We start from the raw sequence: 23278 nt of genomic DNA, 5'->3' as shown, positions 1-23278 counted from the left end.
TGCCGCCGACTTCAGGGGGCCGGGGCGGGACGCGCGCCGGGAAACACCGAGGGGGCCCGACCGCAACGCGGCCGGGCCCCCTCGGGGCGGGAGTGAAGGAAGGTCAGGCCTTCTTCGTCTCCCAGAAGATGCGGTCGATCTCGGCGATGAGCTCCAGCGCCTTCTCGCCCGTCTTCGGGTCCGTCGAGGCCTTGGCCGCCGACAGGGCCTTCAGGGTGTCGTTGATGAGCGCGTGGAGCTCGGGGTACTTCTCGAAGTGCGGGGGCTTGAAGTAGTCGCTCCACAGCACCGAGACGTGGTGCTTGGCGAGCTCCGCGCGCTGCTCCTTGATGACCGTGGCGCGGGCCCGGAAGTGCGGGTCCTCGTTGGCCTGGTACTTCTCCTGTACGGCCTTGACCGACTCGGCCTCGATGCGGGCCTGGGCCGGGTCGTACACGCCGCAGGGGAGGTCGCAGTGGGCGCTGACCTTCACCTTGGGGGCAAACAGGCGGGAGAGCATGCTGCTGTCCTTCCTCGTGATCGTCTTCTCAGGTGGGACATTACTCGGTGAGAAGCGCGTTTTCGCGAGCGCCCCCTAGGGCTTAGGACAAAAGTCCAGGGTCGGCATGGGACTCGTGGACGATGGGACTGTGAGGTGCTTGATGGTGGGATCGGGGCGGGAGCCCGGGGCGCCGTTCGGGATCGCCGAGGTGACCGGGGTGTCGATGGTGCCCACCCTGCTCCACGGCGATCAGCTGTTCGTGCAGTACGGGGCGCGGTTGCGGCCCGGGAACGTGGCCGTGCTGCGGCATCCGTTGCAGCAGGACCTGCTGATCGTGAAGCGGCTGGCCGAGTGGCGGGACGGCGGCTGGTGGGTGCTGGGGGACAACCCGGACGCCGAGGGGGACAGCCGGGTGTTCGGGGTCGTGCCCGCGCCCCTGGTGCTCGGGCGGGTGCGGGTGCGGTACCGGCCCGTCACCCCCGGGCGTCAGCGGTCGATCGGTGTCGTGCTCGCCTGGCTGGTCTCCGCCGTCAGGCCCGTCAGGTCGGCGCGTTCGGCCTCCAGGCGCTTGCGCGCGCGATAGGCGGCCACGTTGGCGCGGGTGGCGCAGCGGTCGGAGCAGTAGCGGCGGGAGCGGTTGGTGGACGTGTCGAGGTACGCGTTTCGGCACGGGGCCGCCTGGCACAGGCCGAGGCGGTCGGCGCCGAACTCCGTGAGGTGGAAGGCGAGGCCCATCGCGGCGATGGCGGCGTAGCCCGAGGTCGCGTTCGAAGGGTGGTCGGCGAGGTGCATGTGCCACCGCGGCCGGCCCTCCTCGTCCAGGTAGTCGTGGCCGGAGATCTGCGGGCTGACCGGGAACTCCAGGAGCAGGGAGTTCAGCAGGTCCACCGCCCCGGTGTGGTCGCCCTCGTCGGCCGCCGTGAAGACCGCGCGCAGCCGGGCGCGCACCGCGCGGAAGCGGGTCACGTCGGAGTCCGTCACCCGCCGGGCCATCTGGGACGCCTCGCCGAAGAGCTCCCGGACCGCTTCGACCGAGGTCAGGGAGTCCTTGGAGCGGACCGGCTCCTCGGTGTTGACCAGGCGCACGGCGTAATCCGAGTAATAGGCCAGTTCCACTTGTAGTCCTTACGGCGGCGGTCTAGGGTCGGGGCGGAGGGAGCGTAAGTGACGCTTTTCCTTTGAGGGTATTACGTCGAGGGCGAGGGTGGAGCGATGACGGACGCGGCGGTGACCGGAACCGACTGGGCGGCCTGGCAGCAGAGCTGGGACCGTCAGCAGGAGTGGTACATGCCGGACCGCGAGGAGCGGTTCCGCGTGATGCTCGACATGGTCGAGGCGCTCGTGGGACCCGAGCCCCGCGTGCTCGACCTCGCCTGCGGTACGGGAAGTATTACGGACCGGCTGCTCCGTCGGTTCCCGAAGGCGACCAGTACGGGGGTCGACCTGGACCCCGCCCTGCTCGCCATCGCCGAGGGGTACTTCGCCGGCGACGAGCGCGTGAGCTTCGTGACCGCCGATCTCAAGGACGCGGGGTGGATCGACGCGCTGCCGTACGGCACGTACGACGCCGTGCTCACCGCCACCGCCCTGCACTGGCTGCACAGCGAGCCGCTGGCCGGTCTGTACGGGCAGCTCGCGGGGATCGTGCGGGACGGCGGGGTGTTCATGAACGCCGACCACATGATCGATCAGGACACCCCCCGGATCAACGCCGCCGAGCGGGCCCGGAGGCATGCCCGGATGGCCGAGGCCAAGGCCGCCGGCGCGCTCGACTGGGCTGAGTGGTGGGCCCTGGCCGCCGCGGACCCCGTTCTCGCCGGGCCCACCGCCCGCCGCTTCGAGATCTACGGCGAGCACGCCGACGGCGACATGCCCGCGCCCCGCTGGCACGCCGACACCCTGCGCGCCGCCGGCTTCGGCGAGGCCCGCGCGGTCTGGGCCTCGCCCTCGGACACCCTGCTGCTCGCCGTGCGCTGAGCCGCGGAGGGAAGCGGGAAGCAGCGCAGGGAAGCGGGAAGGGGCGGTGCGGGCTCTTGCCCGTACCGCCCCTTCCCGTATCGCCGTTATCGCTGTTATCGCCGTTACAGCACCTTCGACAGGAACGCCTTCGTCCGGTCGTGCTGCGGGTTCCCGAGGACGTCCCTCGGGTGGCCCGACTCGACGACCACGCCGCCGTCCATGAAGACCAGCGAGTCGCCCACCTCGCGGGCGAAGCCCATCTCGTGGGTGACGACGATCATCGTCATGCCCGACTCGGCCAGGTCCCGCATGACGTCGAGGACGTCGCCGACGAGCTCCGGGTCGAGCGCCGAGGTCGGCTCGTCGAAGAGCATCAGCTTCGGCTCCATCGCCAGCGCGCGGGCGATGGCCACGCGCTGCTGCTGGCCGCCGGAGAGCTGCGAGGGGTAGTTCCCCGTCTTGTCACCGAGGCCGACCCGGTCGAGCAGGCGCTCGGCGCGCTCGCGCGCCACCGCCTTGGACTCGCCCTTCACCTGGATGGGCGCCTCCATCACGTTGGCCAGGGCCGTCATGTGGGGGAACAGGTTGAAGCGCTGGAAGACCATGCCGATGTCCCGGCGCTGGGCCGCGACCTCGCTGTCCTTCAGCTCGTACAGCTTGTCGCCCTTCTGGCGGTAGCCGACCAGCTGTCCGTCGACCGAGAGCCGGCCGCCGTCGATGCGCTCCAGGTGGTTGATGCAGCGGAGGAAGGTCGACTTGCCGGAGCCGGACGGGCCGACCAGGCAGAACACCTCTCCGTTCTGGACCTCCAGGTCGATGCCCCGGAGGATGTGCGCGGGGCCGTAGGACTTGTGGACGCCTTCGGCCTTGACCATGGGCTGACCGGTCATCGGGTCGCCTCCGGGGAACGCTTGAACGTGACGATGTTCTTCTTGACGCGCTGCCACGGCGTGGCCGGCAGGCTGCGCAGGGAACCGCGGGCGAAACGCCGCTCCAGGTAGTACTGCCCGACGCTGAACACGCTGGTCAGGGCCAGGTACCAGATGGAGGCCACGAACAGCATCTCCATCACGGCGCCGGCCGTGGTGCCGATGTTCGAGGAGGCCCGCAGGAGTTCGGTGTACTGCACGGCCGAGACCAGGGACGAGGTCTTCAACATGTTGATGAACTCGTTGCCCGTCGGCGGCACGATGACGCGCATGGCCTGCGGCAGCACGATCCGCCACATGGTCTTCGTCTGCGACATGCCGAGCGCGTGGGCGGCCTCGGTCTGGCCCTCGTCCACCGACTGGATGCCGGCGCGGACGATCTCCGCCATGTACGCGCCCTCGTTGAGGCCGAGGCCGAGCAGCGCGACCATGAACGGCGTCATGACGTCGACGGTCTCGTTCTTGTAGATCGGCCCGAGGTTGATGTACTCGAAGATCAGCGACAGGTTGAACCACACCAGCAGCTGCACGTACACCGGCGTGCCGCGGAAGAACCAGATGTAGAGCCAGGCGACCGCGCCGGTGACCGGGTTCTTCGACAGGCGCATGACGGCGAAGAGGATGCCGAGCACCAGGCCGAGGGCCATGGACGCGATGCTGATGATGATCGTGTTCTTCAGGCCGTGCAGGATCGAGGTGTCGAACAGCTTGTCCCACACCGTCGCCCAGATGATGTTGCCCTGGGAGAAGGCGTAGACGAGCCAGCCGAGGAGTGCGACCACCACGACGGCGCTGATCCAGCGGCCGTAGTGCCGTACGGGGATGGCCTTGATGGCCTCGTACGGCGTACCCGAGGGGCCAGGACCGGCCGGAGCGGCGGCCGGGTCCTTGGAGATCTTGTCAGTCATGACGACTGCCCTTCAGTGGTGCGTGGAGGTCACTTGCCGGCGTTGATCGTCGCCGACTTCACGGCGCTGTCCTCGACGTTCCACGTCTTCAGGGCGGCGGCGTAGGAGCCGTCCTTGATGCTCGCGTCGAGCGCTTCCTTGACGGCGTCGCGCAGCTGGGTCTTGTCCTTGGAGACGCCGATGCCGAAGAGGCCGACGTCGCTCTGGCTGCCGACGACCTCGAAGTCGTTGCCGCCGCCCGAGGTCTTCGCGATGTACGCGGCCACCGGGAAGTCGTTCAGGTCGGCGACGGCGCCGCCGGCCTTGACGCGGGTCTGCGCCTCGGCGTCGGTGTCGAAGGCCTGGATGGTGAGCTTCTTGTCACCGCACTTGGTGGCCTGGGCCTTGAAGGTGTCCTCGTAGATCGTGCCGCGCTGGACGGCGACGGTCTTGCCGCAGAGGTCGTCGAGGGAGTTGATGCCCTGCGGGTTGCCCTTCTTGACGAGCAGGGAGACGCCGGAGCTGAAGTAGTCGACGAAGTCGATGCCCTTGCCGATCTTCTTCCCGTTGTCGTCCAGGCCCTCCTGGCGCTTCTTGTTGTCCGTCATCGCGGACATGATCAGGTCCTGGCGGCCGGTGTAGATCGAGGTGATCAGGCCGTCGAAGGTGCCCGAGGTGAACTGGAAGTCCACGCCGAGCTGCTTGCTGAGCGCCTTCGCGATGTCGGGGTCGATGCCGACGATCTTGCTGCCCTCGGTGAACTCCATGGGGGCGTACGAGGCGTCCGTGCCGACCTTGATGACGCCGGCCTTCTGGATGTCCGCCGGCAGCTTCGAGAAGAGCGGGGCCTTGTTCGCGGCGGCGGTGGAGGAGCCGCCCTCCTTGGTGGATCCGCTGTTGGTCTGGTCACCACAGGCGGTCAGCAGCATCGAGCCGGCGACCGCGATGGCGGCGACCGCGGCAAGACGGGAGGTGCGGGTCTTGGCGGTCGTACAGCGCGTGGAGCGTGCGGTCATGGTCGGGTTCCTCCGGCGTCTGAGGGGAGTTGCCTATAGGTCGTGCACGCACCTTCGAGTGCCGCGACCTCGTGTGATTACGGCATCTTGCCATTCGGACCGACTCAAACCGACGGCCAAGGATGTCAAAATCGGGTAACGGGTCATTGCCGAATCACGGTGGCCAGGCGCCCCTAGGCAGAACCTTCTGCGGGCGGTCATGCCCCACACCGAAAATTATCCCGCCGATCTCGCTATTCGGACGATATGAAAGCCGCTATTCGGGTGGGGAATGCACCTTTCCGGACATCGCGTGACGTGTCGTTCTCCGTCCGTGTCCGGTAGCGCTCGGTATGAGTCGCGTCACCGAGGGGGTATGGACTCGTCTCCGGACCCGTCCGTCCGGTAAGAAGGATCCTTACACCCCTCATCCGGGGCTCAGGGCGCGTTGTGCGGCGCGCCCGCGCGGCTGCCAGACACGGCGGCTGCGGGACCCACCCACCCCTCCTCATCCAGGAGCGGCCACCCTCAAATGAAGAAGACTTAAGGGGTCAACCCAATGGCAGCGGAGATCGTCAATCCTCGCAGCGACAGTGGTACGGAAGGGGCTCCCGGCGAGCCCTTCGATCCGGCCTTCGCGCTGCACCGCGGCGGCAAGATGGCCATCTCGGCCACCGTGCCCCTGCGTGACAAGGACGACCTGTCCCTCGCGTACACGCCCGGCGTCGCCAAGGTGTGCACCGCGATCGCGGAGAATCCTGAGCTGGTCAACGACTACACCTGGAAGTCCCAGGTCGTCGCGGTCGTGACCGACGGCACGGCGGTGCTCGGACTCGGCGACATCGGCCCGGAGGCCTCGCTTCCGGTCATGGAGGGGAAGGCAATCCTCTTCAAGCAGTTCGGAGGCGTGGACGCGGTGCCGATCGCGCTCGCCACCACCGACACCGACGAGATCATCGAGACCGTCGTCCGGCTCGCCCCCTCCTTCGGCGGCGTGAACCTGGAGGACATCTCGGCGCCCCGGTGCTTCGAGATCGAGCGCAGGCTCCAGGAGCGCCTCGACATCCCGGTCTTCCACGACGACCAGCACGGCACCGCCATCGTCACCCTCGCCGCCCTCCGCAACGCGGCGAAGCTGACCGGCCGGACCCTCGGCGAGCTGCGCGCGGTCATCTCGGGCGCCGGTGCGGCCGGTGTCGCCATCGCCAAGTTCCTGCTGGAGGCGGGCCTCGGCGACGTCTGCGTGACGGACCGCAAGGGCATCGTCAGCAGCGACCGCGGTGACCTCACCGACGTCAAGCGGGAGATCGCCGGCCTCACCAACAAGGCCGGTCTGACCGGCTCCCTGGAGGACGCGCTGGCCGGCGCGGATGTCTTCATCGGCGTCTCCGGCGGTACGGTCCCCGAGGCCGCGGTCGCGTCCATGGCGCCGAACGCCTTCGTGTTCGCCATGGCCAACCCGAACCCCGAGGTGCACCCGGACGTCGCGCACAAGTACGCGGCGGTCGTGGCCACCGGCCGTTCGGACTACCCGAACCAGATCAACAACGTCCTCGCGTTCCCCGGCATCTTCGCCGGCGCGCTCCAGGTCCGGGCCTCCCGGATCACCGAGGGCATGAAGATCGCCGCCGCGAACGCCATCGCGGACGTCGTGGGCGACGCGCTCGCCGCCGACTGCGTGATCCCGTCGCCGTTCGACGAGCGGGTCGCCCCGGCCGTCGCGACCGCGGTGGCCGCCGCCGCCCGCGCGGAGGGCGTCGCGCGCCGCTGACGCGTCATCGTGCGATCGGCTGACGCGTCACCGCGTGACCAGGCGTCAACTCGTACGCCGAAAGGGCCCCGTACCTCGGTACGGGGCCCTTTCGCGCGCCCGGGGCGCGGGCGCGGCCACGAGGGGCGTGCGTGCGGTGGCGAGGGACGCCCGCGCGGTGGCGAGGGACGCGCGTCACACCCGCGGCCGGTTCCGTGCGCTCCCCGTCGGCCCCTAGTGTCAGGCCCATGTTCGCCGCCTACGCTGCCCGAATCGACCGCGACCAGCCCCTGAACGGCCTCGAACTGGGGGAACGCCCCGAGCCCGAGGTGCGGCCCGGCTGGACCACCGTCACCGTCAAGGCCGCCTCGCTCAACCACCACGACCTGTGGTCGCTGCGCGGGGTCGGACTGCCCGAGGGGAGGCTGCCGATGATCCTCGGCTGCGACGCCGCCGGGATCGACGAGCACGGCAACGAGGTCGTGCTGCACTCCGTCATCGGCCAGACCGGCCACGGCGTCGGCCCGGACGAGCCGCGCTCGATCCTGACCGAGCGCTACCAGGGCACCTTCGCCGAGCGCGTCACCGTGCCCAGCTGGAACGTGCTGCCCAAGCCGAAGGAGCTCTCCTTCGAGGAGGCCGCCTGCCTCCCGACCGCCTGGCTCACCGCGTACCGGATGCTCTTCACCAACGCCGGTGTACGGCCCGGGGACTCGGTCCTCGTCCAGGGCGCGGGCGGCGGTGTCGCCACGGCCGCCATCGCGCTCGGCAAGGCGGCCGGCCTGCGGGTCTACGCGACCAGCCGGGACGAGGCCAAGCGTAAGCGGGCCGTCGAGCTCGGTGCCGTCGAGGCGTACGAGCCGGGGGCGCGGCTGCCGCGCCGGGTGGACGCGGTCATCGAGACGGTCGGCGCCGCCACCTGGTCGCACTCGGTCAAGTCGCTGCGTCCGGGCGGCACGCTCGTCATCTCCGGCGCCACCAGCGGCGACCGGCCCTCGCATGCCGAACTGACCCGGATCTTCTTCCTGGAGCTGAAGGTGGTCGGCTCGACCATGGGCTCCAAGGACGAGCTGGAGGACCTGCTCTCCTTCTGCGCGACCACGGGCCTGCGCCCGGTGATCGACGAGGTACTGCCGCTGGACCGGGCCCGCGAGGGCTTCGAGAAGATGGCCTTGGGCGAGCTCTTCGGAAAGATCGTCCTCACGACCTCTTGATACTCCCGAGTAGTGCTGATGGGATCTCCGGCACGCGAAACGTGAACAATGCTCACTTCATCGTGCCGGAGGCCCTCCTTGTTGCGCACCCCTCTCGTGGCGACCGCCGTCGTCGCCGCGCTCCTCGCCCCGACGACCGCCCAGGCCGACCCGGGCGGCGCCGCGACCGGCGAGGACGCGATACCCGCCCTCACCGACGTCCAGGGTCGCGCCCTCACCCTGCGCGGCTGGAATCTGGCGGACAAGTCCCACAGTGGTGACCAGGCCCTGAGCGGCATCACCGAGCGCCACTTCCGCGACATGCGCGCCAAGGGCTTCAACTTCGCCCGCCTGCTGGTCTTCTGGGACGACCTGGAGCCGCGGCCCGGCCAGTACAGCCAGGCCTATCTGCGGAAGATCGACCGGATCCTCGGCTGGGCCCAGAAGTACGACGTGAAGGTCGTCCTCGACGCCCACCAGGACGTCTTCGGGCCCGCGTTCGGCTCCCGGGGCATCCCCGCGTGGGCGACCAGGACCGACGGGCTGCCCTTCACCCCGCACCCCGACGACTGGTTCTCCGAGTACTTCGAGCCCGCCGTGCAGCGCGCCTTCACCCACCTCTACGAGGACGCCGACCTGCGCCTCGCCCAGGCCCGGATGTGGCGGGTGCTGGCCGAGCGCTTCCGGAACCACCCGGCCGTCCTCGGCTACGACCCGATCAACGAGCCCATGGGCGAGCTGGCGGAGGGCGAGGACCTGCCGACCGCCGCCCGCCGGATCGAGCGCGAGCAGCTGACCCCGATGTACAACCGGATCGCGGACGCGATCCGGGCGGTCGACCGGGACGGCTGGATCTTCGTCGAACCGACCCCGATCGTGGGCGAGGGCGTGCCGACCGGGCTCGGGCGGATCGACGACCCGAAGATCGTGTACGCGCCGCACTTCTACAACGGCACGATGGAGGCGGGCGGCGACTACGACCCGGACGCCCGCTGGATCGAGAACTACGAGCAGGCCGTCACCCTCTACCCCAAGCAGTACAAGGTGCCCGTGGTCGTGGGGGAGTGGGGTCCGCTCAACAACTCCCAGCCGAACATGAACCGCTTCTACCGCGAGGCCATGGCCTCGCTCGGCCGCTACAGCTCCGGCTGGTCGGGCTGGGAGTGGTGCTACGGCGGCGGCTACTGCGCGGTCGACGCGAACGGTGCCTTCCGCACCAACAAGGAGCTGACCGCCGAGCCGTACGCGGAGGCCGTCGCCGGTACGGTCCGCTCCTCCTCGTACGACGCGGCCACGGGCGTCTACCGGCTCACCTACGACTCTGCGACCCGGCGGGCGCCCCGGGTCACCGAGCTGTCCCTGCCCCCGGGCGCGTGGCAGGTCGCGGCCCGGGGGAGGGCGTTCGTACTCCGCAAGGCGGAGGGCCGGGCCTGGGTCCTCGCGGCTCCCGGCGCCCGGGTGACGGTGACGGTCACGCGGGGCTGATGGGCCCGGCCACGAGAGCGGCGCTGGGGGCCAGGCCGCCGCGTGGCCGCTCGTGGCCGCTCCGGGCCCGGGGCGGGCGCGCCCCCCTGCTCAGCTCTTCGTGCGGGGGCGGAGCAGGGCGGTGAGCTCCGTCGCCGCGGTCGCCAGATGGCGGCGCGCCTCGGTCAGCTGCTCCCGCCCCACGCCGTGGTCGCGGGCCGCGTCCCGGACCTCGTCGCGGAAGCGGTCGAGAAGCCGGTCCAGCTCACGGACCGGCTCGCCCCCGGCCTCTATGTCCGCGGCCCAGCCGGCGGCGGGCTGCTCGGAGCGGGGTGCGTGGTCCGCCTCGGGCGCGTGCTCCGGGGCCGGGGTGTACTCCGCGCTCAGGGCCTGGTCCTGGGGCGGGGTGTGCTCGGGGGTGAGGCGCTTCGGCGTTTCGGTCCCCGTCGTGGAGGCTTCGGTGGGGTCGGGGGTGGTGGGCTGGTCCGGCGCCGGGGAGTTGCGGGAGGGCTTGTCGTGGCTGGTGCCCGTCATCAGGTCGCCCAGTTGGGCCGTGATGTCGGAGATGCCCTTCCAGACGTCCTTCGGCCACTCGCCGCGCGACACCTGCTCGCGCACCTGTTCCTGGACCTGCTCCTGGACCTGCCGGGCGATCCGCTGGAACTCCTTCGCCTGGCGCTTGGCCGACTGCGCCTCGGCGCGGGCCTGGCGGGTCTGCTCCCGCCACTCCTGCCGGGCCCGGCGCAGCTCCTCCTTGGCGTCGGCGAACGAGGAGGACTCCTTGGAGCGGGTCGCGGTCGCTGCCGCCCGCATCTCGTTGCGCAGCTTGCCCGCGGCGCCGCGGACGTCGTCGCGGATCTCTGCGGCCAGCTCGGAGACGGACTCGCGGATCTCCACCTCCAGGTCGGCGAGCTCGCCGCTCCGGCTCGCCAGCTCGGCACGGCCCGCGTCGGTGATCGAGTAGACCTTGCGGCCGCCCTCGGTGGCGTGGGTGACCAGGCCCTCGGCCTCCAGCTTGGCGAGCCGCGGATAGACCGTGCCCGCCGAGGGCGCGTACAGCCCCTGGAAGCGCTCCTCCAGGAGGCGGATCACCTCGTACCCGTGACGGGGGGCCTCGTCGAGCAGCTTGAGCAGGTAGAGGCGGAGTCGGCCGTGGGCGAAGACGGGCGGCATGTCAGAGGGCCTTTCCGGACGCGGAGGGAGTGGCGGTCCAGCCGTCGCCTTCGGGCTCGGGCTCGGGGCGGCGCAGCAGGGCGATGGAGCCGGAGACCGTGGTGGCCCGCACCGTGCCCCGGCCGGCGCCGAGGGTGCCCCTGATGGACTTGGTGCCCCACTGGCCGCCCACCCGCAGGTCCTCGAACGCGTTGGAGACGCCGCCGCTGGTCGTGCTCGCCTCCACCGTGGCGTCCGCCGGGTGCGGCAGCCGGATGGCGACCTCGCCGGAGACGCTGGTGAGGCGGATGTCGGCGGGCGGTCCGTCCAGGCCCGCGGCCGGGTCGAGGTCGACGACCATGTCCCCGCTGACCGTCTCGGCCTTCACCGCGGTGCCGGCGCCCTCGAAGACGGTGACGTCCCCGGTCACCGAGTTGACCTTGAGCGCGCCGGTGACGGACTGGGCCTCCAGATTGCCCGAGATGGTCTCGGCGCGGACCGGGCCCGAGAGCTTCACCAGGGTGGTGTCGCCGGTGACGCCCCGGACCTCGGTGCGTCCCCTGATGCCGGAGATGACCGCCTCGGCGCCGATCACCCCGACCTCGACGTCGGCGCCGGCGGGCACGGCGACGGAGACGACGGCCCGGCGCCGGTGGCCCTTGGGGTCGAGCCACTTGAGGAAGCCCTTCCAGTGCAGGTCCTCGTAGCTCACGGTCAGGGTGGAGCCCTCCTGGCTCACGATGAGCGGGGGACCCTCGATCTCGGAGATCTCCACGCGGGCGGAACTCTCGTCGGTGCCCACGACGTTCACCGTGCCGTTGACGACGCGGATCTGGAGCCGGGTCACGGGATCGGTCAGCGGGAGCTTCCGCGGCTCGGTGACGGACCACTCTGTCATGGTGCTGGCCTCCCGTGTGTGGGCTTGCGACTCCGGACGACACGCGACGCAACATATCGCGTATCTCGATAGACACGATATATCGCGGTAGGGTCACGTCAACCCCGAATCACCCCTGACAGGGACGCGTGAGGGTGGACATGTACCGCCGTACACGGACAAATTGGCCTAGCGTAGGGGCCATGAACGCGAGATCGGGATCCCGCCCCGCCGGAGCGCTGCTGCTCTGCCGTGCCGAGCCCTCGGCGGTCCGCCCGCCGGCCCAACTGCTCAGGGAGCGCTTGCTCCTCGCCCCCGCGGGGCCCGACTGGAGCGTCCTCGTACCAGAGGGGAAGCCCTGGCTCGACGACGGCGAGCCCGTCGAACGGGTGGTCACCGGCTGGGCCACCGCCCTCGCCGTCTCCGCCGCCACCTGGCCCGTGCTCGCCCTGTGGTGGGACGCGGAACGCTCCGGGCTCACCCTCGCCGCCGGATTCCGCCGGACCGTCGGCTACACCTGGCTCGCCGACGGGACCCCCGTCGGCGAGGACGAGGCCATGCGCACCTTCGCCGCCCGCCTCGGCCTCGACCCGGTCCTCGACGTCCAGGCCCTCGAACCGCTCACCCGGCCCGACCCCGACGCGGACGCCGACACCCGGCTGATCGGCATCACGGCCGTCCTCGCCCGGATCGGACTCGCCCTGCCCACCGGCCTCGCGCCCGGCGAGAGCGCCGACCGGCTGCGCTCGGTGGCCCGCGTCCAGGGCGCCGAACCCCTCGAATGGCCGGGCTGGCGCGATGCCGTACGCGCCGAGCTCGACGCCGTCGAGGGCGGCCGCCTCGGCCCGTATCTGCGCGGTCCGAAGGCCCGGCTCCTGGGGGCGGCCCAGCTCGCGGCGGGCGTGCCGCTGCTCGCCTGGGGGATCGGCCGGCGCAGCGGCGGCTGGGCGACGGCCGGTGCGCTGCTGGTCGCCCACGGGGCCCTCGGGCTCGCCTACGACCGGCTGCGCGGCGCCGCCTGAGGGGCCGCCGCTACCCGCTCACTCCTCGTCGTCGTCCTCGTCGTCGAGGCGGGCCAGCCAGGTCGCGAGGCGCTCGACGGGCACCTCGAAGTCGGGATTCAGATCGACGAAGGTCCGCAGCTGCTCGGCGAGCCACTCGAAGGTGACCTCCTCCTCGCCGCGCCGCTTCTCCAGTTCCTCGATGCCACGGTCGGTGAAATACATGCGTTCAGAATAGGCCGTGCCCGGACGGCTCCATGGCGTCCCCTGGTCCTCCTCCGCACCACGCACTAGCCTTCTTCATCATCGTTTCGGGGAGCGGGGGCCGCTGTGACGCATGGAATCGCTCGCATTCGACTGGACGACGGGACACCCGTCTGGGCCCGGATCAGCGCCGCGGAGGAGCTGGACCGGGGCACCGGCTTCCAGGACACCGGCATCGGGAGCATCGGCGACCGGGTCGTGTCCATGGCCGGCGGCCTCACCGACGTGGTGCGCGGGGTGGTCGGCTCGCTGCGCGCGGGCATCGACCCGCAGTCGCCCGTCGAGGTCGCCGTCAGCTTCGGCATCGAACTCTCCGCGCAGGCCGGCAAGGTGATCGGCGTCCTCGCCGACGGCGGCGGCAAGGCGTCCGTGAACGTCTCCCTCACCTGGACCGAGCCGGGCCCCGCGCCCACCGTCCCGCCGCCGGCCACCTCACCGGAGAACTCCTCGGCGGCCGACGGCGCCTCATGAGCGCCTTCGACGCTCTCGTGCGCCCCGCGCTCGTACGCATCGCCGCTCCCGGTGGCGGGTATGACCCGCACGGCGACCCGTACTGGGGGACGGGCTTCTTCATCGCCCCCGGCTGGGTGCTGACCTGCGCCCACGTCGTGGCGAAAGGGGGGAGCGCGGTGTGGAGGGGCGAGCCTGCCGTCGGCATCACCTGGGAGGGCGGCGAGACCACCGGCCGGGTGGTGCTGGCCAAGCCGCGCCCCGCCACGCCCGAAGAGGTCCCGGCCCGCTGGGACTTCCCCGACCTCGCCCTCGTGCACGTGCCCGACGCCCAGGGCGCCGCCTGCGTCCGGCTCAGCGAGCGTCCGCCCACCACGCCGACCCCGATCAGCCTGCACGGCTGGTCCCGGCAGACCGGCGAGGTCCGGATCCGGCACGCCCTGGGAGAGGCCCACGCCGTCGACGGCGGAGCCCTGCTGCTGCGCTGGACCCTCCCGGTCGAAGGCGTCTCCGGCGGTCCCGTCGTCGACCTGCGCCGGGGCGCGGTCATCGGGCTCAACAAGGGCCGCGGCCGTGACGAGGGCGCCGCCGTCCCGCTCACCGCCCTGCGCGAGCTGCACGACGTCCCCGGCGGCGAGATCCTCCACGACGTGCTGCGCGCCCACGACAAGTACCACCTCAACCGTCTCCGGCGCCCGCGCGGGGGGCGCACCTGGACCGCCGCGCAGATGGAGCTGTGGCCCGCCACCGCGCGGGGCGTCAGTCCCGTCCGCCGCACCCAGCTCTACGGCCTCTTCGCCGAACTCCCGCCGCCCAGTGGCCCCGGCGAGGTCATGGCCCTGGTCGACGCGGTCAAGCGCCGGGTCCTGCACCCGGACTACCAGGCCGTCCTGGAGACCGACGCCCGCACCTGGCGGGACGGCGTGGGCCTGCTGCACGAGCTCCACGCCTCCCAGCGGGAGAACCAGCCGGGGACCACCGACCTCGGGCTCGATGCCGTGCTCCTCTACGCGGCGCACATCGTCCGGCACCTCACCGAGCGGTACGGTTCCGGGCCGGGCGCGGAGGGCCTCCAGCGTCTGGAGGACTGGATCGCCGACGAGTCCGGGGCCGCTCACGGGGCCGTGCAGGAGGAGATTTCCGGCCTCCTCTACCCGGAGACGCCGGAGGCGCCGGAGGCGCCCGGGGCACCCGGGGCACTCGGGACGTCCCGGCCCGGCGGCGCCCGCGCGGAGCACGAGGGCGCCGGCGAGAGCCCCCCGCGCCCCGTGTCGCGCCCCGCGCGCGAGGCAGGCGCCCGCGCCGACGTGCGCATCGAGATCGACGCCGTCCCGTGGGCCACCCCCCAGCGCTACACCTGGCGCATGATGCTCCTCTTCGACGGGAACACGGTCAGCCCGCTGAGCGGCGACGACAGCGGGGTGACCCGCGACCTGCTCCAGGACGTCCTGCGTGCCCCGCTCGTGGACGCCCTCCGCCGCGGCGACAGCGGGGACCATCTCGCCGCCGTCGAGGTGGTGCTGCCGCGCGAGCTGTTCGACGAGCCGCTCGACACCTGGCGGCTCACGCCCGAGGAGGAGCACTTCGGCGAGCGCTCCCTCCCGCTCGGCCAGCGCCGGATCGTCGTCCTCCGGGACCGCCACCGCAGCCACCACCCGCCCTCGCCCGAGTGGCGGCGGCGCTGGCGCGGCAGTGAGGGCGGTCCCCTGCGTGCCGTGCCGCTGCGCGCCGAGGTGCTCGCCGCGGGCGCCGAGGCGCACGCCCCGCACGTGCGCCGGGAGAGCCGGATGGGCGCGTACGAGCGGCTCGGCGGGGCCGTCGACGGGAGCGTGCCGGTCTACTGCGGTCCGGTCGGGGGCGGTGACGGCCACCGCGCGATGGACGTGGCGCTCGCCGCCGGACACCCCATCGCCCTGTGGCGGCACGGCGCGCGCGACCACGGCGACTGCGCCGAGTTCCACAAGCGGGCCGGCGAGCTGCTGGTGAGCGCCGGCTCCGCCGAGGGCCTGCACCGGCCGGTCCGCACCCTGCGGATGCGGGCCGCCGACGCGGAGGCCGACCCCGGAGAGCGCTCCGAGCACGTCTGGGCCGAGAACCTGGCCGTGCTCTACGACCCCCCGGACCGACCGCCCTTCGACGACCTCCTCCAAGGCCCGCCGCTGCTCGGCGAGGGCGACCGGTGAGCCGCGCCGTGCGCCCGGACCCGGAGGGGCGGACTCCGGGTCCGGAGCGGACCCGGTCCGGACCGCCGCCCGCCGGCATCCCGGCGCCCGCGCCCGCGCCCGCGTACGGGAGCGCACGCCCCACGTGCACGGCCCGGGACGCCGTGCGCACGTCCCCGGTGCTGACGCCCCCGTCCCCGGCAGGCACGGTCCCGCGCCCCGCGCGCCCGTCCCCGGCCCCCGCGCGCCCGTCCCCGCCCCCGGCGCACACGCCCCCGCGCCCGCCCCCTCCCCACTCCCAACTCGCCTACAACCGGACCGGTTTGAACGCCTCCGGAACGGAGCGGTGAAAGGTACCGTCGAGGGGGCCGGTGACATCAGTACTGCCAGGAGGAGTCAGGCGTGAACGATTGGCGGATCTACCGTGGTGCCGGCCACCCGCACGACGAGATACGGCGGCTGCCCGCCCCGCCGCCCTGGCGCGACTTCTCCGCCGGTGGGGCCGATGACACCCTGGCCGGCTCCGACCGGCGGCTCGGCGTGCGGCGGAGGCTGGTGCAGAACCACCATCCCCGGCCCGCCGAGACCGACGCCGTCAACGCCGCCCTCTACCTGCGCCGCCCGCTCCTGGTCACGGGCAACCCCGGCACCGGCAAGTCCACCCTGGCGCACGCCGTCGCCCACGAGCTCGGGCTCGGGCGGGTGCTGCGCTGGCCCGTCGTCAGCCGCAGCACCCTCCAGGACGGCCTCTACCGCTACGACGCCATCGGCCGCCTCCAGGACGTCCAGCTGGAGCGCGCCCGCGCCGACGCGGGGGGCTCCGCCGCGAGTCCGGCCGGCATCGGCTCGTACCTGCGGCTCGGTCCGCTCGGCACCGCGCTGCTCCCCTCCGAGCTGCCCCGCGTGCTGCTCATCGACGAGCTGGACAAGAGCGACATCGACCTGCCCAACGACCTCCTGAACGCCCTGGAGGAGGGCGAGTTCGCCATCCCCGAGCTGGAGCGGCTCGCCGACCGCGAACCGGTCGTGGAGGTGCTCACCGACGACGGGCGCAAGGTGCCCGTGTACGGCGGACGGATCCGCTGCACCACCTTCCCGTTCATCGTCCTCACCTCCAACGGCGAGCGCGACTTCCCCGCCGCCCTGCTGCGCCGCTGCATCCGCCTGGAGCTCGAAGCGCCCGGCGAGGAGCAGCTCGGCGCCATGATCGAGGCCCACCTAGGCCCCGACGCCGCCGCGGCCGAACCCGGCCTCGTCGACCGCTTCCTCGACCGGGAGCCCGGCGAGGTCATCGCCACCGACCAGTTGCTCAACGCCCTGTACCTGACCCAGCACGCCCCCCGCGCCGAGCGGGTGACCCGGGAACGCATCGCGGACATGCTCATGCAGCCGCTCGATCAGCCGAGGTGATGGCCGGATGCACCGGACGAGCCGGATGCACCTGGAAGAACTCACCCGCAGAATGCGGGCCGGCGGCCAGGACCCGACCGCCGAGGAGGTCGCGGACGCCGTCTGGCTCGCCCAGTGGCTGCCGCGCGCCGACCCGGAGGGCACGTCGGGGGACCGGCCGCCGGGTCCCGTGCTGCCCGAGGGCGACCCCGGCGACCGTACGGATCAAGCCATCGGCGGCGACGCCACCACCGCCCCGCTGACCCCACCCGCCCCCACCGACCCACAGGCCCGCCCCGCCGAGACCGTCGACCTGCTCATGCGCCACGACGGCACGGGCGCCGGGGGCGCGGGCGGCGCCGCCGTGCGCTCCGGCGCCGCCCTGCCCGTGCGCGCCCCCGGCGCCAACGCCCTGCCCGGACTCCTCGGCCTGCAGAAGGCCCTGCGCCCGCTGCGCCACTACGCGGCCCTCTTCCCGGCCCGGCCCGGCGAGGGCCGGCTCGACGAGGACGCCACAGCCGAGCACAGCGCCGCCTCCGGCATCCTCACCCCCGTGCTCCGCCCCGAGGCCGGACTGCGCCCCGACATCCAGCTCCTCATGGACTCCGGCCCCGCCATGGTCGTGTGGACCCGGATGGTCGAGGAACTGCGCCAGGCCTGCCAGCAGTCCGGCGCCTTCCGCGACGTCCAGGTCCACCGCCTCTACGACACCGGCGAGGGCCCGCCGCTCGTCACCACCACCTCCGGGTCCGACGGCCGGCCCCGGCTCCGCCCCGGCGACCAGCTGCACGACCCCACCGGCCGCCGCCTCACCCTCATCGTCAGCGACTGCGTGGGCCCCCTCTGGCAGCGCGGCGCCGCCCAGCGGCTCATCCACCAGTGGCCCCGCCAGTCCCCGCTCGCCCTCGTCCAGCCGCTGCCCCCACGCCTCTGGTCCCGCACCGCCCTGCCCGTCGAACCGGGCGTCCTGCTGCGCCCCGCCGCCCCCGGCGGGCAGCCGCGCTTCGAGCCCGACGAGGCCCCCTGGGAGCCCGTCGCCCCCGACCTGCGGGCCGTGCCCGTGCTCACCCCCACCCCCGAGGCCTTCGCGTCCTGGGCGCGGATGCTCACCGGACACGGCGGGGGAGCGGTCCGAGGCTGGGCCGCGCGCGTCGGCGCGGAACCCACGCGCTCCGCGCTCCCCGGCGCGCCCAGGACCGCCCGGCGCGGCGACGGCGAGCTGCTGCGCGCCTTCCGCGCCGGAGCCTCTCCCGGCGCGGTGCGGCTCGCGGTCCATCTCGCCGCCGCCCCGCTCGCGCTGCCCGTGATGCAGCTGGTGCAGCGCGCCATGCTCCCCGACACCGGCCCCATGGAGCTGGCCGAGGTGCTGCTCAGCGGGCTGCTGCGACGGCTGCCCGGGCCCACCCCGTACCCCTGCTTCAGCTATCCCCGGAGCGTCCAGGAGCATCTGCTCGGCTCGCTCGACCGGGGCGCCGCCGCGCTCGTCCTGAAGCACGTCTCCGAGTTCGTCGAGCGCAATTTCGGCCAGGGCATGCGCAACTTCCCGGCCCTCGCCGCGGCCCGGCTCGCCGGACACGATGCCGAGGAGGGGCCGGCCGTCCCCGGTCCCGAGGAGGACCCGGCGGAGCCGGCCGACGCCGAGACGGAGCTCTTCGCCCGCATCCCCGCGCGCGTGCTGCGCTTCTACCAGCCCGACCTCGTCACGCCCGACCCGCTCGCCCGCGCCCGCCGGCTGCTCGACCAGTGGCGCGCCCAGTCCGACCCCTCGCTGCTCGCCGCCGCCCGCGAGCTGGCCGAGGCCGCCCTGGGCGCAGAGGACCCGGCCGGGCCGCCCGAGGCCGCCCAGGACACCGAGGACACCGCGGGCGCCCGCCTCGTCCTCGGGCAGGCGCTCTACGCGCAGGCCGGCACCCTCGCCGTACGGGACGCGGGGCAGCGCCAGGAGCTGCTGACCCGGGCCGTGGCCGAGCTCGTACGGGCCGGGGAGCTGACCGAGCCCGGCGCCGCCGCCTGGGCCGAGGCCCGTCTCGAACTGGCCGCCGCCCACCACGCCCTGTGGCGGCACACGGGGGACGCCGGGCACCTGGACGCGGCCCTCGCCGCGCTCGCCACCCAGGCCACCCAGGCCGCGTCGGACGTGTCGGGCTGGCCCGAGGGCCACCGCCCCGCTCTCCTCGTCCGCCGGGGCCGGCTGCTGCTCGCCCGGGGCGAGGGCGCGGACGCCGCGCTCGCGTTCGGCGCCGCGCTGGCCCTGGGGGAGAGCGGTCCCGTCCTGCTCGACCTGGCCGACGCCCTCCACCTGGCCGCCGCCGCCCCGGACGAGGTCGCCGCCGCGCTCGACCGGGCCGAGCCGCTGCTCGGCGACTCCACCGCGCTGCGGCTGCGCTGGACCACCGCGAAGGCCCGGCTGTACGAGGCCACCGGCGACGGGCCCGCCGCCGACCAGGCGTACGAACAGGCCACGCTGCTCACCCCCGCCGAGGGCGAACAGCGCGGCCGGCTCCTGATGACCTGGGGCGAGTCCCTGCTGCGCCGCGCCGCCGCGGACACCGGCACCGCGCCCGTCGACCGCGCCGAGTCCGTGCTGCGCGAAGCCCTCACCTGCCTGCCCGCCGACGACGCCGCCCGCTCCCGCGCCCGGATCCTCATCGGCAGCGTGCTCGCCCTCCGCTTCGACCGGGCCGGCTTCCTGCCCGACCTGTACGAGAGCCGCCACCTCCTCGACCAGGCCGTCCGCGCGGCGCGCGATCCCGGGACGCGGGCCGGGGTCTGGCTCCAACTGGGCTGGGTGCGCCTCCAGATGAGCGAGGCCTCCAGGGACGGGCAGCTCGCCGACGCGCTCACCGCCTACCAGCGCGCCGCCGAGGACGCCCGTACCGCGCGCGGCGAGGTCCCCGGCACGGTCACGGCGGCCCGGGCGCTGCACGGGCAGGGGGCGGTGCTGTATCTGATGGGGCGGGTGGGGCGGGCCGCCGCGGTCCTGGGGTCCGCCGCCGGGCAGTGGCGACGGCTCGACGCGTCCCTCGCCTCCGTCGACTGGGCGGATGTGGAACGCACCCGGGCCCTCCTCGCGGAGGTCGAGGCGCACCCGAGGCAGCGGCCCGACCGGCTCTCCAGGGAGGACCGGCGCCGGATCGCGCCGCCGTGGTGGGCGTGGGACGGGACGGAGGTTTAGGGGGCGGACGCGCCCTAAGCGGCGGAAACGGAACGGCTTGATAACGGGGGCGTGAATGGGCGCAGTTGAGTCGAACGGGTTTCTGAGTTCTTGGCGTCGGGAAGAACCGCTGCGCCGCTACGACCGTGGGGGACAGGCGCCGGTGAGGAGGAGCCGAGAGTGTTGGAGCACATGGAGTGGGTGGCCGGGGCGGACCGGGCCGAGACGTACCCACCGCACCTGCCCGATCTCGCGGCCGTCGACCTGCGGACCCTGCGGTTCATGGACGATCCGGAGCTCGTGGCGGCCGTCGAGCGGGTGCTTTCCCGGCCGGGGGAGCTTGGTGACGCCTGGACGGAAGGCGCCCTGTCGGACGACGACGGAGCCTGTGGCGGCCGCTGACCCGGCGGCCCGATTCCACCGTCTGTTTCCGGTCAGAGGCGGACGTCCGTCCACGGCCCGCGCGGGGAGGCGGACATGACGTCCGCCCTTCCGCCGGCCGCCGCCCTGACGGAACTGGCCAGGACCCGCTCCGCCACGGGCAGCGCCTCCCTGCTGCGCTCGGCCCTGCACGCCCGGCGCCTGCTGCTGCTCAAGACGCTGCTCGTGCGGGTCCAGCAGCACCGTGAGGCGGTGGACGGCGCCGTGTTCCGGCGGTTCGCGGACGCCTGGCAGCTGCTCGAACGGGCCGAGGGGCACCACCCCGGTGCCGTGCGCGACCTGCTCGACTATCCGACGACGGGCGCGTGGCTGGCCGCCGCGCTCGTGGAGCCCGTCGGCCCCGGACTCGACCGCCACCTCGTCCGCTTCGACGCCCTGGCCGTCACGGCGGCCCTGCGGTCCGGGTGGCCGGTCGACACCGTCGTCGACGCCCCGGACGGCGTCCTCTCGCTGCCCGGCGTCGGACGGCTGCGCGCGGACTCCGGCCAGGTGCGGATCCGGGGGCGGTCCCGCACCGTACGGCTGCGCCCCGAGGGCCATCCGCGCACCTCCGCCGTCCTGCTGCTCGCCGACCGCAGGACCGGTGCGCTCATCGGCCGTGGCCCCGGATGGAGCGGCCTGCACGTCCTGAGCGGCTCCACCACCCGCCTCGACGACATGGACCCCTACCGGGTGCCGGGCGGCGGCATCGGCAGCCCGCCCCGCCCCGCGACGGACCACGCCGTCACCGACACGGCCGCCTGGTCCGCCTGTTGGCGGTCCGGGCTCGACCTCCTGGACCGCACCGATCCGTCCCGCGCCGCCGAGGTGCGGCGCGGGGTGCGCGCGCTCGTGCCGCTCGCGCCCCGCGGCCCGGGCTCCTCGGGGGCCACGCTGAGCGCCGCCCCCGGCGCCGTACTGACCTCACTGCCCTCCGGGGCGCAGGACATGGCCGAGACCCTCGTGCACGAGCTGCACCACAGCAAGCTGGCCACGCTGCACGAGCTCGTGCCGCTCTACCGGTCCGGACGGGTGGCGGTGCACCAGGTCGGCTGGCGGTCGGACCCGAGGCCCATCGCCGGGGTGCTCCACGGCGCGTACGCGCATCTGGCCCTGACGGACCTGTGGCGGCGCGCCGCCACGTCCGAAGGCCTCTCCGCACCCTGGCGGGCCAGTGCCGGTCAACAGTTCGACCGTATCCACGATCAGGTGGGTGAAGCATTGGCGATCCTGCTTGAATCAGATGAACTGACCTCTGAGGGACGGAAGTTCGCCCATCAGATGCGGCGGCACCACGCGAGCCTGAGAGCGGCCCCCAGGGCGGCTGGGTAACACTGTGCCCACGGCACATGACACTGCGTTGCGCGGGAGCGGGACGGGAGACGTACAGATGGCGGAACAGCGGTCGGGTGGCGACGCGGCGGCGGAGCACGGAGGAAGAGCGGCGCCGGGACACGTCCTCGTGGTCTTCCCCGGCTACAACCGGCCCTGGGCGACCTGGATCAACCAGCGGCTCGAAGCCCACGGGGTGCGCGCCACCCTCCAGCGCTGGGACCCGCCGCGCGAGACGTCCCTGGTCGACTCGCTCGGCGACCTGCTCCTCGCCCGGGGGACGGTGCTCCTCGTCCTCGACGACTGGTTCTTCCAGCTCGGCCCCCGGCCCGCCGGCGAGTGGAACGACGTCCTGCGCGGCTTCGTCGCCGCCCAGTCCGAGCGGTTCGCCGCGGTCAACCTCACCAACCGGACCCTGCTCCCGGCCACCGCCGTCCTCGAACCCGTCAGCCTCTGGGGCGTCGGGGAGGAGGAGGCCGAGGCGCGCCTGCTCAGCAGGCTCGGCATCGAACCGCGCCGCTCGGCCGGCCGCCGCCTGCCGCCGGCCTCCCTGGTGCGCTACCCGGAGACGCCACCCGAGATCTGGGGCGAGATCCCCCGCCGCAACCCGCGCTTCACCGGCCGCGACGACCTCCTCACGGAGCTCCAGGAACGGCTCATGGACGCCGAGCGCGGCAAGGCCGCCTGCACCCTGCTCGGCATGTCCGGCATCGGCAAGACCCAGATCGCCGCCGAGTACGCCCACCGCTTCAGCCCCGACTACGACGTCGTCTGGTGGGTCAACTCCGACGACCGCAACGTCCAGCGCGACCGCTTCGGCGAGCTCGCCGCCGAACTCGGCCTCGCCACCGGCAACGAGCCGGGCGAGCGCATCCGCGCCGTCCGCGAGGCCCTGCGCCGCGGCGACCCGCACACCCGGTGGCTGATCGTCTTCGACGGCTGGGACGACACCGACGGCGCGGGCGTGCTGCTGCCGCAGGGCCCCGGCCACGTCCTCGTCACCTCCCGCAACCGGGGCTGGGGCGACCACACCGACATCCTCGAAGTCCCCAGCTTCGACCGGGCCGAGTCCACCGGCTACCTCATGCGGCGCGCCCCGCACATCACCGCGCCCGAGGCCGACGAGGTCGCCGCCGAGTTCGGCGACGTGCCCCTGCCGCTCGTCCAGGCCGCCGCCTGGCTCGGCGAGTCCGGCATGGAGGTCCCCGAGTACCTGCGCATGGTCCGCGACGGACGCCTCTCCACCGTCGACGAGCCGACGTCGGGCGACGGCTTCCCCAACGCCTCCCTCACCTCCTGGTCGATACTGATCAACCGGCTCCGACGCGCCCAGCCGCAGGCCATCGACGTGCTCAGCCTCTGCGCGTCCTTCGCCCCCGGGCGCATCCCCCTCGGCATCGTCCGCGCCTACCCCCAGGC

At 73.1% G+C, this 23278-nt stretch carries 21 protein-coding genes; 13 read left to right on the top strand and 8 right to left on the bottom strand.

The annotated features are described in order from the left end of the window. Window positions 1–103: 103 nt before the first annotated feature. Window positions 104–499: a superoxide dismutase, Ni gene (sodN, locus tag ABTZ54_RS26665; RefSeq protein WP_351667770.1), complete on the bottom strand. Its 396-nt coding sequence runs from the start codon at window positions 497–499 to the stop codon at window positions 104–106. A 142-nt stretch (window positions 500–641) separates the two neighbouring features. On the opposite strand from sodN, the gene sodX reads away from it, so the two are divergent. Further along, window positions 642–1064, top strand: a complete 423-nt coding sequence (gene sodX, locus ABTZ54_RS26660; RefSeq protein WP_351667768.1) for a nickel-type superoxide dismutase maturation protease — start codon at window positions 642–644, stop codon at window positions 1062–1064. Here sodX and ABTZ54_RS26655 read toward each other — a convergent pair. After that, a complete protein-coding gene (locus ABTZ54_RS26655; protein ID WP_351667766.1) occupies window positions 968–1597 on the bottom strand; it encodes a CGNR zinc finger domain-containing protein in 630 nt (209 codons plus the stop codon). The genes sodX and ABTZ54_RS26655 overlap by 97 nt on opposite strands. 96 nt (window positions 1598–1693) lie before the next feature. Here ABTZ54_RS26655 and ABTZ54_RS26650 point away from each other — a divergent pair, with 96 nt between their 5' ends. Further along, window positions 1694–2458, top strand: coding sequence for a class I SAM-dependent methyltransferase (locus ABTZ54_RS26650; RefSeq protein WP_351667764.1), 765 nt, complete (start codon window positions 1694–1696; stop codon window positions 2456–2458). A 104-nt stretch (window positions 2459–2562) separates the two neighbouring features. On the opposite strand, the gene ABTZ54_RS26645 is transcribed toward ABTZ54_RS26650, so the two are convergent. The 3 genes from ABTZ54_RS26645 to ABTZ54_RS26635 are packed head-to-tail and all read right to left on the bottom strand — an operon-like array spanning window position 2563 to window position 5272. Next, window positions 2563–3330: an amino acid ABC transporter ATP-binding protein gene (locus tag ABTZ54_RS26645; protein ID WP_351667762.1), complete on the bottom strand. Its 768-nt coding sequence runs from the start codon at window positions 3328–3330 to the stop codon at window positions 2563–2565. Then, the gene (locus ABTZ54_RS26640; RefSeq protein WP_351667760.1) at window positions 3327–4277 is read right to left on the bottom strand and encodes an amino acid ABC transporter permease; all 951 of its coding nucleotides are present in this window, start codon (window positions 4275–4277) and stop codon (window positions 3327–3329) included. The genes ABTZ54_RS26645 and ABTZ54_RS26640 overlap by 4 nt, the downstream gene beginning before the upstream one ends. 29 nt (window positions 4278–4306) lie before the next feature. Next, the gene (locus tag ABTZ54_RS26635) at window positions 4307–5272 is read right to left on the bottom strand and encodes an ABC transporter substrate-binding protein (RefSeq protein WP_351667758.1); all 966 of its coding nucleotides are present in this window, start codon (window positions 5270–5272) and stop codon (window positions 4307–4309) included. Between the two features lie 538 nt (window positions 5273–5810). Here ABTZ54_RS26635 and ABTZ54_RS26630 point away from each other — a divergent pair. From ABTZ54_RS26630 to ABTZ54_RS26620, 3 genes are all read left to right on the top strand, one after another. After that, complete coding sequence (locus ABTZ54_RS26630; RefSeq protein ID WP_351667756.1) at window positions 5811–7022, top strand: NAD(P)-dependent malic enzyme; 1212 nt, start codon at window positions 5811–5813, stop codon at window positions 7020–7022. A 227-nt stretch (window positions 7023–7249) separates the two neighbouring features. Next, window positions 7250–8215, top strand: a complete 966-nt coding sequence (locus ABTZ54_RS26625; RefSeq protein ID WP_351667754.1) for a zinc-binding dehydrogenase — start codon at window positions 7250–7252, stop codon at window positions 8213–8215. 48 nt (window positions 8216–8263) lie between these two features. Then, a complete protein-coding gene (locus ABTZ54_RS26620) occupies window positions 8264–9679 on the top strand; it encodes a cellulase family glycosylhydrolase (protein ID WP_502997318.1) in 1416 nt (471 codons plus the stop codon). Window positions 9680–9769: 90 nt separating this feature from the next. Here the strand turns inward: ABTZ54_RS26620 and ABTZ54_RS26615 are convergent, their stop codons facing one another. Both ABTZ54_RS26615 and ABTZ54_RS26610 read right to left on the bottom strand, forming a co-directional pair. Further along, a complete protein-coding gene (locus tag ABTZ54_RS26615) occupies window positions 9770–10831 on the bottom strand; it encodes a PadR family transcriptional regulator (RefSeq protein ID WP_351667750.1) in 1062 nt (353 codons plus the stop codon). Between the two features lies 1 nt (window position 10832). Further along, entirely contained in the window at window positions 10833–11708 is an 876-nt protein-coding gene (locus tag ABTZ54_RS26610; protein WP_351667748.1) for a DUF4097 family beta strand repeat-containing protein, read from the bottom strand. 182 nt (window positions 11709–11890) lie between these two features. Here ABTZ54_RS26610 and ABTZ54_RS26605 point away from each other — a divergent pair, with 182 nt between their 5' ends. Continuing rightward, window positions 11891–12709 (top strand): hypothetical protein, encoded by an 819-nt coding sequence (locus tag ABTZ54_RS26605; RefSeq protein ID WP_351667746.1) that lies wholly within the window; start codon window positions 11891–11893, stop codon window positions 12707–12709. Window positions 12710–12727: 18 nt separating this feature from the next. On the opposite strand, the gene ABTZ54_RS26600 is transcribed toward ABTZ54_RS26605, so the two are convergent. After that, complete coding sequence (locus tag ABTZ54_RS26600; protein WP_037674049.1) at window positions 12728–12913, bottom strand: DUF6104 family protein; 186 nt, start codon at window positions 12911–12913, stop codon at window positions 12728–12730. 105 nt (window positions 12914–13018) lie between these two features. Here ABTZ54_RS26600 and ABTZ54_RS26595 point away from each other — a divergent pair, with 105 nt between their 5' ends. From ABTZ54_RS26595 to fxsT, 7 genes are all read left to right on the top strand, one after another. Beyond that, complete coding sequence (locus ABTZ54_RS26595; protein WP_351667743.1) at window positions 13019–13423, top strand: CU044_2847 family protein; 405 nt, start codon at window positions 13019–13021, stop codon at window positions 13421–13423. Next, on the top strand, window positions 13420–15585 hold the full coding sequence (locus ABTZ54_RS26590; protein WP_351667741.1) for a VMAP-C domain-containing protein: 2166 nt from the start codon (window positions 13420–13422) through the stop codon (window positions 15583–15585). Before ABTZ54_RS26595 ends, ABTZ54_RS26590 begins: the two co-directional genes overlap by 4 nt. 381 nt (window positions 15586–15966) lie before the next feature. Continuing rightward, window positions 15967–16974 (top strand): AAA family ATPase, encoded by a 1008-nt coding sequence (locus ABTZ54_RS26585; protein ID WP_351667739.1) that lies wholly within the window; start codon window positions 15967–15969, stop codon window positions 16972–16974. Between the two features lie 7 nt (window positions 16975–16981). Beyond that, window positions 16982–20128 carry an SAV_2336 N-terminal domain-related protein gene (locus tag ABTZ54_RS26580; protein ID WP_351667737.1) on the top strand — a complete coding sequence of 1049 codons (3147 nt, stop codon included), beginning with the start codon at window positions 16982–16984 and terminating at the stop codon, window positions 20126–20128. 159 nt (window positions 20129–20287) lie between these two features. Continuing rightward, window positions 20288–20509, top strand: a complete 222-nt coding sequence (locus tag ABTZ54_RS26575) for an FxSxx-COOH-like cyclophane-containing RiPP peptide (RefSeq protein ID WP_351667735.1) — start codon at window positions 20288–20290, stop codon at window positions 20507–20509. A gap of 75 nt (window positions 20510–20584) precedes the next feature. After that, complete coding sequence (locus ABTZ54_RS26570) at window positions 20585–21859, top strand: aKG-HExxH-type peptide beta-hydroxylase (protein ID WP_351667733.1); 1275 nt, start codon at window positions 20585–20587, stop codon at window positions 21857–21859. Between the two features lie 58 nt (window positions 21860–21917). Then, the coding region (gene fxsT, locus ABTZ54_RS26565; protein ID WP_351667731.1) for an FxSxx-COOH system tetratricopeptide repeat protein at window positions 21918–23278 on the top strand (1361 nt) is incomplete at its 3' end.

It is taken from the genome of Streptomyces sp. NPDC094032 (assembly GCF_040303965.1).
Lineage (GTDB): Bacteria > Actinomycetota > Actinomycetes > Streptomycetales > Streptomycetaceae > Streptomyces.
The sequence above is the reverse complement of the archived record's forward strand: the minus strand, read 5'-3'. Positions and strand labels throughout refer to the sequence as shown.